At 34.7% G+C, this 12307-nt stretch carries 11 protein-coding genes; 6 read left to right on the forward strand and 5 right to left on the reverse strand.

What is annotated here, in order from left to right; all coding sequences use genetic code 11:
• Positions 1–82: 82 nt before the first annotated feature.
• Positions 83–520, forward strand: coding sequence for a reverse transcriptase/maturase family protein (locus tag ACP6PK_RS23990; RefSeq protein ID WP_426563300.1), 438 nt, complete (start codon positions 83–85; stop codon positions 518–520).
• Positions 521–1061: 541 nt separating this feature from the next.
• Positions 1062–1928, forward strand: coding sequence for a phosphatidate cytidylyltransferase (locus ACP6PK_RS23995; protein ID WP_094673719.1), 867 nt, complete (start codon positions 1062–1064; stop codon positions 1926–1928).
• 1042 nt (positions 1929–2970) lie between these two features.
• Here the strand turns inward: ACP6PK_RS23995 and ACP6PK_RS24000 are convergent.
• The 3 genes from ACP6PK_RS24000 to ACP6PK_RS24010 are packed head-to-tail and all read right to left on the reverse strand — an operon-like array spanning position 2971 to position 3633.
• Positions 2971–3144 (reverse strand): transposase family protein, encoded by a 174-nt coding sequence (locus ACP6PK_RS24000; protein WP_210407446.1) that lies wholly within the window; start codon positions 3142–3144, stop codon positions 2971–2973.
• A complete protein-coding gene (locus tag ACP6PK_RS24005) occupies positions 3119–3541 on the reverse strand; it encodes a transposase family protein (RefSeq protein WP_426563310.1) in 423 nt (140 codons plus the stop codon). The genes ACP6PK_RS24000 and ACP6PK_RS24005 overlap by 26 nt, the downstream gene beginning before the upstream one ends.
• Positions 3517–3633: a helix-turn-helix domain-containing protein gene (locus ACP6PK_RS24010; protein WP_246844233.1), complete on the reverse strand. Its 117-nt coding sequence runs from the start codon at positions 3631–3633 to the stop codon at positions 3517–3519. The genes ACP6PK_RS24005 and ACP6PK_RS24010 overlap by 25 nt, the downstream gene beginning before the upstream one ends.
• On the opposite strand from ACP6PK_RS24010, the gene ACP6PK_RS24015 reads away from it, so the two are divergent.
• The 4 genes from ACP6PK_RS24015 (at position 3627) to malQ (ending at position 9324) form a co-directional block, all read left to right on the forward strand.
• Positions 3627–3758, forward strand: coding sequence for a hypothetical protein (locus ACP6PK_RS24015; RefSeq protein ID WP_256386586.1), 132 nt, complete (start codon positions 3627–3629; stop codon positions 3756–3758). The two genes, ACP6PK_RS24010 and ACP6PK_RS24015, sit on opposite strands and share 7 nt — an antisense overlap.
• Positions 3759–4377: 619 nt before the next feature.
• On the forward strand, positions 4378–5166 hold the full coding sequence (locus ACP6PK_RS24020) for a hypothetical protein (RefSeq protein WP_426563302.1): 789 nt from the start codon (positions 4378–4380) through the stop codon (positions 5164–5166).
• Positions 5167–6102: 936 nt separating this feature from the next.
• Positions 6103–7026, forward strand: a complete 924-nt coding sequence (locus tag ACP6PK_RS24025) for a bestrophin family protein (RefSeq protein WP_426563304.1) — start codon at positions 6103–6105, stop codon at positions 7024–7026.
• 783 nt (positions 7027–7809) lie between these two features.
• Positions 7810–9324, forward strand: coding sequence for a 4-alpha-glucanotransferase (malQ, locus tag ACP6PK_RS24030; protein WP_426563306.1), 1515 nt, complete (start codon positions 7810–7812; stop codon positions 9322–9324).
• A 65-nt stretch (positions 9325–9389) separates the two neighbouring features.
• Here the strand turns inward: malQ and ACP6PK_RS24035 are convergent, their stop codons facing one another.
• Positions 9390–10292: a helix-turn-helix domain-containing protein gene (locus ACP6PK_RS24035; RefSeq protein WP_426563308.1), complete on the reverse strand. Its 903-nt coding sequence runs from the start codon at positions 10290–10292 to the stop codon at positions 9390–9392.
• Positions 10293–10765: 473 nt separating this feature from the next.
• Complete coding sequence (locus tag ACP6PK_RS24040) at positions 10766–11530, reverse strand: pseudouridine synthase (RefSeq protein ID WP_094671119.1); 765 nt, start codon at positions 11528–11530, stop codon at positions 10766–10768.
• Positions 11531–12307 lie beyond the last annotated feature (777 nt).

The following is a 12307-nucleotide window of genomic DNA, read 5'->3' on the forward strand; positions in this document are numbered from 1 at the left end:
GCAAAGGCTAGTTTCAAAGCTCTACATCCTCAAGTTGCAACCGAATACAAGTCTTTGATTATGCCCCCAGTGCAAATCGACTGTGGTTTATCCATTTGAAAACTGCTGTAATAAATGCTCTTACATATCCAAGTGTTTTGACCGAATTAACCATGATGCACTGCTAGGAAAAATAGGTCAATCTCCATATAAGCGACTAATTAAACAATGGTTAAAGTCCGGAGTATTTGACAATAATCAATTCCTAGACACTCTGGAAGGTACACCACAAGGAGGGGTTATCAGTCCCCTACTAGCAAACATCGCCCTACACGGTATGGAAGAAAGGTTATCTGAATTTACTGAAAAACTTCCTCTCAAATATCCGAGCCGAAGAATAATGGCAAAACGAGATCAACGAAACAGCCTATCTTTAATACGCTATGCTGATGATTTTTTAATCCTGCATGAAGACATCAAAGTACTCTTGCAAGCAAAAGCCGTAATATTGGAGACTAATTTCTCTTTCCAGAACAATTAGTTAATAACTCATAGGTCGTAGCTGATAACGTAGTTCTTCTGTAAAAGGCTAGCTGCAGGCTGAATACTTATACCAAGAGTGATAAATATTTGTTACAAATGGTAGAATCAAGGAAGAGGGAAGACTGAAGACCAAAGTTGGAGAAATCTATTGAAAAAAAAAGGAAAAATGATAGATATAGCTGTCTCAAATCAATTATAGCAGCTCTAACTATCTGCGATCTAGATGCACCTTTTTGTAGCATTCTTGTTTCAAAGTAGTATTAAATATCTAGATAGTTGGATAGGTTAGTTTATCAATGAGATATTCCCTGATATTTACTGAAAATGAGGTTAATTTTATAAAAAATTTGATAATAAGTATACCTATCAAGAAACTCATAAATATGATAAAATTAATAAAAAAGCTCTGTGAAAGAAAACATACCTGGAGCAACTGTGTATATAGAATTAATTTAGATCTAGCTGCAACAGAAATAATTATAAACAGAGGGTTAGTAGTGGTGGAGAGTGTAAAATTTAAGTTTTAAGTTAATAATATTATGTCTTTATCTCGAATAATTAGTGGATTTGTAGCAATCGTTGTAGCTCTGGGAATGATTATTTTTGGGGGATGGTGGTTTACAGTAGGTATGGGAGTCATAGTTTACCTGGGGCAACTTGAATATTTTCAACTAGCTCGTGCCAAAGGTATTGCCCCAGCAGCCAAAACTACTTTAGCACTAAGTCAAGTCATGCTAGTAGTAGCAGCTCTAAATCCTAACCTAGTAGATGCCATATTTACATTGGCAGGAACCATAATTTGTTTTTATCTACTATTTCAGCCAAAATTAGCAACTATAGCTGACATAGCATCATCAATCTTAGGTCTATTTTATGGTGGATATTTACCCAGCTATTGGATCAGACTCAGAGTGGGACTTGAAGCTCAATTACAGACATCCCAAATAACCTTAGAAAACTACGAGCATATTTCATGGATAGACCCTTTGAGTTGGCCTTCGAGCTTAACGTTTACTCTACTTGGTTTTTGCTGTATATGGGCTGCTGATATAGGGGCTTATTTTGTCGGAAAGTTCTTTGGTCGAATTAGACTTTCAGAAATAAGCCCGAAAAAGACTGTGGAGGGTGCAGTATTTGGAGTTTTAGGTAGTGTAGGAGTCGCTACAATAGGTTCTTGGTACTTAGATTGGCCTGGTTTACCTTGGACAGGTGCTGTCTTGGGTTTAATAGTAGGCATTGCTAGTCTACTTGGAGATTTAACTGAATCGATGATGAAACGAGATGCAGGTGTTAAAGATTCTGGAAAACTGATACCTGGACATGGAGGAATTCTTGACCGCACTGACAGTTATGTTTTTACTGCACCCCTTATATATTATTTTTTCACCTTACTTTTACCAAGGTAGTGATGAAATTTGGGTGATTACACTTGATAATAGCTCAATTCACACAAGTAATACCAAATTCTCCATTGTTGCTACATCTCCTTAAAAGTACAGAGTAGGTCGGAGGGAGTAGAGTTATGAGATATAAGATATCTTAGCTTAATGCGGATAATCGTTAAAAAAATAACTGAAGCTTACTTATTACTTAATAACTGAAGTCTTGATGAAGTATAGGATTCTTTTTGTGCTATGAGGCAGTAAAGAAGAAACTCCCTAGTTTGCAATGCAGGGGTTGTACTTGTTCTTCTTGGCTCCCTACTGTTTGGAGATAAACCCCATTGAGTTGGAGTGGCAGCATCTCCAGGGGGATGAACTGTTAGGCCAGATATTTGAATCAGAGTCGAAATTGGCCTCTCAGGTGAATGTAGGACTTGAAGCCCTAGGATAATGCAACGGACGTCAAGTCGAATATGTCAACTTGCGATGGCGGAGCGTTGGGTTGGCAATATCACCTAACGAAACTTACAGGAGTTTTGGAGTTAGTGAGGTACAAAATTTTAAGACTTTAGGCAACAGGCAACAGAGAATTAATAATACCATTTCTCATGCATGAATGCTATATATGATTGGGTGGGGAAGTGTAGGAATGTGGGAGGTTGGAGGAGTTGTTAAAAGTAGGAAAAACCTATACTAACCGACTAATAATTGTCAAAAAAAGACTTTGAATCTTGCTAACTATTTAACTTCTGAAGTCAAGCTGAAGTATAGCATTAATGCATGGTAATTGGTATAAGTAGGTAGACAAAATTCTTTATGTATTTACTAATCGGCTATATTCCCTTTAACTCTTACCTATTAGACATCTCCGGAAATAGTCAAACGCTTATTATCACTATCTTTTGGGGATCGATGTAGCTGCCGCTAGGCTCCGCCAACGCCACTTATCTAAGATAGTTGATTTTTACACTAAAATGAGTATTATAGATACTTACTATTAAAAACTCTCAAGGTAAGTAACCCTGAAAGTCAACTGATTTATATGGATACTAAGGAGCAATTGCTACTACAAAATAAATGTACCTATTCGTAATCTAACCAGACCACAAATAGTCGTTATTATTTGTGCATATTTATCAGGATTTAGCCTAAATCTTTCTTGGGCTACCCGAAATATTGTTAGTAATCTAATTATATGTTCTACAAAAATTCTTTCAGATGCTAGCTCTTCCTGACCCAGACTTTTCCTTACTGGTTAATTCTTGATTTTTGGGCTTTTTTTTAGGTGTTTTTATTGCTGGTTCTCCCACATAAGCTCTGTCCCCGGTAAATTTTTGTTCTTGATGGAATTTTTCTTGGGTTTCACGAAAAAAATTTATATCACTTGTTTTGCCTGGTTTTCCAGCTTCGATGTCAACAATATCTTTACCATTAGGTAACACAATTACCTGACTTTTTCTTGTATGACTTTGTTTCTTTCCTGAGTAATATTCTTTTTGTTTTTCATATTTTTCTAGCCTTTCTATACCCTGTTCATAGCTATCTGTGATTAACTCGTATTTTGTTAAAATTTCGGAGAAAATTTCTTTGTCACTTGAGTTTTTTGTACCTGTTATAGCAGACTTGGTGGTAACAATTTACCAATTATTGGACACCAATAATTAAAGATATTATTGGCAGTAGTTTCACTGACTCCAAATTGAATTCCTAATAGTTGAAAAGTTGTCAAATGTCTTAAATAAGTTAAGGTTAAAATTATTTGTTCTGAGTATAGATAATTTAGTTGACCTACCACCACCAGAAGCAATTATTCTAACTTTTTTAGCTGTGGCTATTTCTCACTTATTATTGTGAAGTTCTTCTGCTTGTTTTAATAACTTTTCTAGCTGTTCATACTTGATACCTAATAAACGTTCTGATTCTTGTGGATGACTGTGAATATACTGAAGCATAATGGTCTTAATTGGCAACTAAAAATTACATTTTTTATTAACTCTATCACAATTTATTTATTTTTCGGATATGTCTATTGACTCTTACCTACCACCGCCAAAATATTAAATTAATTCTGTCCAGGTACTGAAACTAATTAATAAACTGTACCTCACTATCCCTGGAAAGCGCTGTAAGTTGAGTTTTTTTCTAATTAGACGAAAACTTGACTTTATGTCTAGTTTTTTAAATTATTTATCTAATTTAGCAAGAAAATATAATAGTATTTTATGGATTTTTCTCCTTATTCCTTCAAATTGGTATCATCATACAGTTGGGGTCTAAAAATAAAAATTGTTATACCAAATTCAAAAAAGGCAGTTACATCTTAAGTTGGTGATTTATTCCTACAAGAAAAAATTACACATTCCATAAATTATAAAAATCAAACCTTTTTTGCTCTTTAATATTTATGTTTTTCTTTCCCTATTCCCAGTTAAGTGTTCCCTGTTCCCTCTGTCGTCACGCTCTGCAATATTTTATGAAATTGGTATTAGATGTTTTGATTATGAGACAAATTATGCTAATTATTGCCAGAATTAAACTTTTATTAATAGCACTTATTTCATTACTAATTTTTATCTACATTCCTAATTTTGAACTTCAGGAAGTTTATGCTCAATTTCTTTCATCACCTCAAATAAAACCCTTAGACCCTAATTTCAATAATTCGAGTATTTATTCTTTTGTTCAATCAGGATTTAATTATAGTCAACAACTATATGGGGAAGCAAGAATACCAGTTAAAAAAATTAATTTAGACATAAATATAACTCCGTTAACTTCACTTGACAATGCAAATAAAGGTGAATTTACTATATACTTAAGTCATAAACCATCTGAATATGCTTTCCACGGTCAATTAGCTCACGAAATATTTCACCTATTAAATGCACAATTACTTGACTGTTATACAGAGGGTTTAGCTACTGTTTTTGCTGATAAAATGTTAACCAGTAATAACTTAAATTGGAGTGGGTGGGAACAATATTTTAAAGCAGGTTCCGAACCATTTTACGGCTTAACTTACTCCATGATGAAAGAAATTAGTGACACAGTAGGTTCAGCAAATATGAAAGGTTTATTGAATTTTGCTGTATATAATAACTCTAGTCAAAGGTGGATGCACATTGATATTGATGGATGGCTATCTTCAATGTCCGATCGTGTCAAAATTGAGGTACAAAAAATTATTAATAAACATATTATTTCAGTCAAACAAGTAGTTGAATCAAATAATCAGATGTACAGTTGTTTCAAACCAAGTTAAATAATTTTTTATAGCAATTCAATCCCTATAGGTCATTTTCAGTTATCAGTTATAGGAATAATATACATTAAATGGCTGATAATCATATAAAAACTGATTTATATTACTAATTACTTAATAATTGAAGTATTATAATAAAAAAATTTTTGGTAATTGCTATAGCAGTTCTCATAATGGTGAGCTACAAAATTCTAGCTTTGAGGGAACAGGGAACAGGGAACAGGAAATAGGGAATAGGGAATAGGGAATAGGGAGTAATAGGGAGTAATAAAAAGATAAAAAGATAACTGTACTTCACGCTTCTTGGGAAACGCTATATGAGACATTACGGTAGTCATAAAATAGACTCAAATATAGACAAGTAGAGAGTTTTAGCTTTAAATGGTATAAGAATTTATACCATTTCTCTATGAAGTTGCACTTAATAAAAAATTACAATCCTCAGTGCAATTAAGGTCATCCTCAGAATTATTAAGCCTATTGTTACCGAAAAATTAAGGTATAATAGCTATCCTTAAGAACATCAAAGTCACGACCTTATCTAGACTGACTTTTCCGAGGTCATGGGGAGGTAATAGGCATTTTTTCTCCCAGAAAATTTCTCAGTACCATTAGTTAGTTTTATAGCAGTAAAACCCCATGGAATTTATCTGAGTATTTTTAATTTCTTGATTCTATTAGCTCAGATTTATATTTTTCTTAGCTTGGGTTAGATAATCTAAATTTTTTGAAATAGCGATCGCTACTCGGTAGTTATTTGTGCTACTATTTTCATAGTGATTACTTCTGTCTTAACTTTAAAAATAGAAGCAACTAAAACTGACGAAAAGAATCCTGATTAATCCTATTCCTTATTTCCTTTCATCTCAAGGTTAGTTGGAGACTCGGTATCTCTGGTCAGGGGATCATCGGGAGGATATCAATGAAGCACTAACTATGATTTTTTATAATAAAAGCTGGCTCAAATTACTGCTAACTTTAAAAGGTTCTGTCATACCTCAAGTTTGGCGACGGGTAGTAGTTACAATGATTTTTTCTTTAATAATTACTATCATTTATCATAGTGGATTAACTAGGATACATCAACCAAATTTAGTTAGTTTAATTCCTAGTGTGGTATTGGGTTTATTATTAGTTTTTAGAACTAATACATCCTATGACAGATTTTGGGAAGGACGAAAAGTTCTTGGTGGAATAATAATTTCATGTCGGTCTTTGTCAAGGCAAATATGGGTAAATATTCCTGAAAAAACTCCAGCAGATACAGAAAAAAAGAAGGCAGTAATTCTACTTTTAGCAGCATTTTTTTTCGGGACAAAACTACACTTAAGAAATGAAAATGTAGATATAAAACTTCAGTCAATTATTAGTAAAAATCAATATTTAGAACTGAAAGAAGTTAATCATATTCCTCTGAGAATAGCCAAATGGATTGGAGATTATTTCCGCGAAGTATACGAACTTAATTATATAGATAGTATTCAGCTTTCTACCTATAATCAAATATTAGACTCTATGGTAAAAGATGAAACTGCCTGTGAAAGAATTGTAAATACACCTATCCCCCTAGCTTATGCAATTCACATAAAACATTTATTATTATTTTATTGCTTTGGTTTACCCTTTCAAATGGTAGCTCAATTATCTTGGATGACTATTCCTGCTGTGGGAGTAATTAGCTTTGCCCTATTAGGAATTGAAACAATAGGGCTAGAGATAGAAGATCCTTTTGGTTACGATGCTAATGATTTACCTTTAGATAAGATGTGCGATAGACTGTTGTTAGACCTGGAAGAATTACTGACTTCTGACTCTCGAAAAGAATATTTAGTCGATCAAGAGATACATACCTCAAATTAGTCAAATTAAAAAGGGAATAGGGAATATAAAATAGTATTAAATAGTAGCTTTCTACAAAGATTACTTGCTACTCAATAATCCTGCTTTTTGTATTAGAAAAAACCTCTATACTAGATTTACCGAATAATTAAGGTTTAAAGCCTCTCACTCGCTGTGGAGAAACAAGAAAAAATTTTCCTTTTATTCAATCCTCTTCCTAAAAGGAAGAGGTAATTATCAATTATCAATTATCAATTATCAATTATCAATTATTGAAATCTCATTTGAAAACACTATATCTTAAAATATTTCAGGGAAAGGGATGATTTTAAGAACAAACAGAGAACTGAAAAGATAAAATCTAAATGCGTTTAAACTTTGAAGATATTTTCAGTATAAGTACCCTCAGACAATTAATAATTGAATAATTTTTAATTAGGGTTGGCTGATTAAATCTAAAAGCATTAACATTCTAAACTTTCAGCCTTTTTAGGTGGAAAAAAAGTGCAACTTTTCCAGCTTAAACTACCAAAAACTTAGGATTTTGAGCTGACTATGACATAAAAATCAAAGGATAATTATTCCAACTGCCTCCTCTAAATTCCCTGTTTATCCTGACTCCTGACTCCTGACTCCTACCTTGACAAAAAGACTTTTTCAGCAAACCCTAATTAGATTACAAACACGATAGAAAACTCAACAAAATTTTAACTATCAAAAAATACTCTCTCCATCGTAAAATTAATTCTAGGCTGGCGCCTAATGCCAGCAATTTTTTTTGATTAGTATTTTCTAGGTTGAATTATGCCACTTTCAAGAGCTAGCGGTATTCTACTACATCCAACTTCTTTTCCCAGTCGCTTTGGAATTGGTGACTTAGGCCAGGAAGCATACAATTTCGTCAATTTTTTGAAAGACAGTGGACAGCAAATTTGGCAAGTTCTACCATTAGGACCAACAGGTTTTGGCAATTCTCCTTATTTATCTTATTCGGCAATGGCAGGAAACCCTCTGCTAATTAGTCCAGATAAGCTGAAAGATAAAGGACTGCTTTCTGAGGATGACCTATCTAACTTACCAGAATTTCCCAGCGATCGGGTGAATTTTGATTTAGTGGCCCAAATTAAGGGTTCTATGTTGAAAACTGCCTACCAAAACTTTCAAAAAAACGCTTCCGAAGAAGAACAAGAAGCATTCGAGGAATTATGCACCAGTAAAGCTTTTTGGTTAGATGATTATGCTTCTTTTATGGCTTTGAAGGAGGCTCACGAAGGAGCTAGTTGGCATACCTGGGATGAGGACATTGCCAGTCGTCAACCAGCAGTCTTAGCAGAATGGCAAGAACGTTTAGCGGATGAAATTCAATACCATAAATTTCTTCAGTTTGAGTTCTTCGAGCAATGGGATGAGCTGAAAAATTATGCTAATGAACAAGGAATCAAAATCTTTGGTGACGTACCTATATATGTTGCCCATGATAGTGCTGATGTTTGGGCACATCCTGAAATATTCTGTCTAGATACAGAAACAGGTGAACCGTCTTTGATGGCAGGTGTTCCACCAGATTATTTTAGTGAGACTGGTCAACTATGGGGTAATCCAGTTTATCAATGGGATATATTGGAACAGGAAAATTTTCTGTGGTGGGTGCAACGTATCCAATCTATGCTTAATAAAGTTGATTGGATTAGGATAGACCACTTTCGAGGTTTAAGTGCTTATTGGGCAGTACCCCAGGGCGAAACTACAGCTATCAATGGTGAATGGGTCGAAGCTCCGGGCAAGGCTTTATTTGAAACTATTAATGAAAAGTTAGGAACACTACCAATTATTGCTGAGGATTTAGGGATTATTACTCCTGATGTGGAAGAGTTGCGGGATAAGTTTGAATTTCCTGGTATGAAGATTCTACATTTTGCTTTTGACTCAGGTAGTGGTAATCCCTATTTACCTTACAACTATAATTCTTCCAATTGGGTTGTTTATACTGGCACTCACGATAATAATACTACTGTGGGCTGGTTTAATAACCGTTCTCCTGAAGAACAGGAGCGAGTTAATCATTTTCTTGGTGGTACTTGGGGTAATGGAATTCATTGGGATTTAATTCGTTTGGCTATGTCTTCTGTGGCTTCTATGGCAATTTTTCCTCTACAAGATATTTTAGGGTTGGGGGAAGAAGCTATTATGAATCAGCCTGGTATTGCTGAAGGTAATTGGAGCTGGCGTTACCAATCAGGGATGTTAACCTCAGAGGTAAGCGATCGCCTTAAAGAGGTGACAGACATTTATGGCCGTACCCCAGAAAATCAGGATTAATCTGAAAAGAAATAATACTGTTGAATTTTTAACATTATTGAAATTCCACCTTGAAGGACAAGGTTTTATTGAGACTGGGAAATTTGGGTATTAGTAGGAGTAAAAACAACTTCTTTTACTTCACCCGGTTTTCCCAGTTGCATATTTTGCCCCTTATTAATAGGTATCAGTATTCCTCCAGCATTTCCTGCAAAGAAAACCAGTTGTTTTTGGGCTGACCAAGTCTTCTGAGTACCTTGAGTTAAAGTTCCTTCAAATGCTATTTTTCCATCTATCTCTATTGAGACCCAGGATTCATCTTTGACGATTACATTCAGCACTACAGGTTGTTTCTCCTGAAGTTTTTCTGGCTTTTGTGTTGTAGTTTTGTCCGAATATTTTGGCTCAGTTTTGGTATTTACTGGAGATGCTTGAGCTGACAAATCTCTCTGATTTTCAGGTCTATATTGTTGTTTCTCAGAGGTAGTAATTCCTTTTTCTCTAGCTAATATATCAGCTCCAGTAATTACATAAGGTAACAAACGGACTGATAAAATAACAAGAAATACATATAGGAAGTAGAGATGATATGGTCGTAGCTGAACCATTGATATATTCGGGATAGATTTTCTGGTAATTTCCTGAGTTTTTGCAGTAGGAAATAAATTTGCTAGTTGTTCTCCATCTAATCCCATAGCATCTGCATATCGCTTGATCATACCTTGGATATAAACTGGCTCTGGGAGTTGTTCTAAATTACCTTCTTCTATTGCCTCTAGTAAATTAATTCTAATCATTGTCACTACTGCCACTCTTTCTAAAGAAATCGAATGTTTGTCTCTAAACATTTTCAATTTCTGCCCTATATCTGTTAATGCCTGAATTTGTTCTTCTTCAAAAGATAATTCTTTCCTTTGATTCAAACGTTTTTCTAAGGGTACAAAAGAAAAACTTTTTTTCAGGTTTTTGATTGCTGTCAAATTCACCATTGCTTTTACTTATTTTCTATAAACTATAGTTTTTCTTGTTTTGATAGTTGTCCTATTTTGATTGATTTTATATAACTTAATTTGAGCAATAATATAATTAATTTTGGATATTTACTTTGACAAAAAAAATTACTTTTATTACCCCTCAAGATATTTATAATATGATTGAAAAAAAAGTTATGCCAACAAAATATATTGTGATTAAAGCAGCAAGATTAACATAACACAAAGTATTAAAAAATTTATCAATATTGTTTGGATATTTAATTGTTTTAGCCCCTCAGTTCAAACTCTTAAAAAGATTACTTGTTTGTTATATAGCGTTTCTCAAGCTTATAAGGTACACAAGCTCTTTAATTTCTTTTCTATTCCTGATTCCTCATTGCCTATTCCCTCCATACCTATTCCCTGTTCCCTAAAACAAACGAATTTTGTACCTCACGCTTCTTGGGAATTGCTATAAAAGAGAGTTTTTAGCTGAATTTAGATTTGATAATTTGGTCATCCAAAAACTCAATTTCAAAATCCTTCAAAGGTCGATAATGGCCAATAGGTAAAACTGACTCTCCAGGTAGCTGCAACTTAATTGGGCCAATTGCAGTACGGTGTAATTTGAGTACAGGATATCCCAATTTTTCTGCAACTCTACGAATCTGGCGATTTCTGCCTTCGGAAATAACCACTTCTAAAAGAGTTTGAGAGCTATTAAATTCTTTTAGGACTTTAACCTGAGCTGGTAAAGTTTTTTTACCAAATAAGATGATACCTTGACGCCACAATTTTAAGGTTGATTCCTGGGGATGACCTTCTACCCAGACTTGATAGGTTTTGGGAAGACAATGTTTGGGATGGGTTAAACCATAAGTTACCCGACCATCATTTGTGAGGAGTAATGCTCCTGTAGAATCTGCATCTAAACGTCCTACAGGATGAATACCTTTTCCATTTTGCAGTTCTGTACTTAGGATATCTAAAACTTTACTACGTTTGCTAGGTTCCGAACAAGTTGAAATTACTCCCATAGGTTTATTAAGCAATAAATATATGGGTTCAGGCCGATTTTCTGGCGTGATGAGCAAACCATCTACTTCAATTTTGTCCAAGTCTGGTTTAGCCTTTTCACCTAATTGGACAACTTTACCATTAACCTTTACTCGTCCAGCTATAATCATTTGTTCAGCTTGACGCCGGGAGGCTATTCCCCACTGAGATAATATTTTTTGTAATCTTTCATCCATATTCTTGATTCGCTCGCTTTTAATAATTAGTAAGCAGTCAGCTATTAGTTAGCCTCTTGCCTCCTGCTATGGTACCTCTCGCTTTTTCGTATAGGGAATGCTCCGCATTCATGTCGGCGACAGCCGAAACATGTCGCGGAGCGTTAGCGGAGCTTTGCAGAATGCAAAACAGAGGAGCTGCGCTTTTTCGTATAGGGAATGCTCCGCTTTCCATGTCGGCGACAGCCGAAGTGCGTTTGCGGAGCATTCCGATAGGAAAGCTTTGCAGAATGCAAAACATGTCGCGCAGTGTTATCCTGACAGACTGCTGCCTCTTACAGAGGAGCTTCCTCTTGCAGAGGAGCTGCGCTTTTTCGTATAGGGAATGCTCCGCTTTCCATGTCGCCCAGCGTTAACGGAGTTGTGCGAAGCAAAACACATTCATGTCGGCTAAGAGCCGAAAACAGCTATTTATTTTAGTTCTTAGATAAAAGCTTTATTAATTGAAGTAAATTGAATCTTACTATCAAAGCCAACCTTACTTTAAAGGCTATATTTATTTAGAGCAAGTTCTTAAGATTTGGATATTATTACTTTTTGCGTAGCATTCCGCAGGAAGAGCTGACTGCTAATAGCTGTTTGCGCAGCATTCCGCAGGAAATGCTTACATAATTAGATTACCAGTGAATAATTATTCTCAATTCAGAATAAAAGCAATATGGTAATTTCATTTTAATTATCTGATATAGCAATTCCCAAGAAGCGTGAGGTACAAAATTCGTTTGTTTTAGGGAATAG

Source organism: Dapis hubbardiae BLCC-M172, assembly GCF_050016015.1.
Lineage (GTDB): Bacteria > Cyanobacteriota > Cyanobacteriia > Cyanobacteriales > Microcoleaceae > Trichodesmium.

Excerpts from the sequence above, each read along its gene's own strand:
- ACP6PK_RS24035 (WP_426563308.1), bottom strand. The coding sequence starts at position 10,292 with ATGGTGAATTTGACAGCAATCAAAAACCTGAAAAAAAGTTTTTCTTTT.
- ACP6PK_RS24025 (WP_426563304.1), top strand. The coding sequence starts at position 6,103 with ATGATTTTTTATAATAAAAGCTGGCTCAAATTACTGCTAACTTTAAAA.
- malQ (WP_426563306.1), top strand. The coding sequence starts at position 7,810 with ATGCCACTTTCAAGAGCTAGCGGTATTCTACTACATCCAACTTCTTTT.
- ACP6PK_RS24020 (WP_426563302.1), top strand. The coding sequence starts at position 4,378 with ATGAAATTGGTATTAGATGTTTTGATTATGAGACAAATTATGCTAATT.
- ACP6PK_RS24040 (WP_094671119.1), bottom strand. The coding sequence starts at position 11,530 with ATGGATGAAAGATTACAAAAAATATTATCTCAGTGGGGAATAGCCTCC.
- ACP6PK_RS23995 (WP_094673719.1), top strand. The coding sequence starts at position 1,062 with ATGTCTTTATCTCGAATAATTAGTGGATTTGTAGCAATCGTTGTAGCT.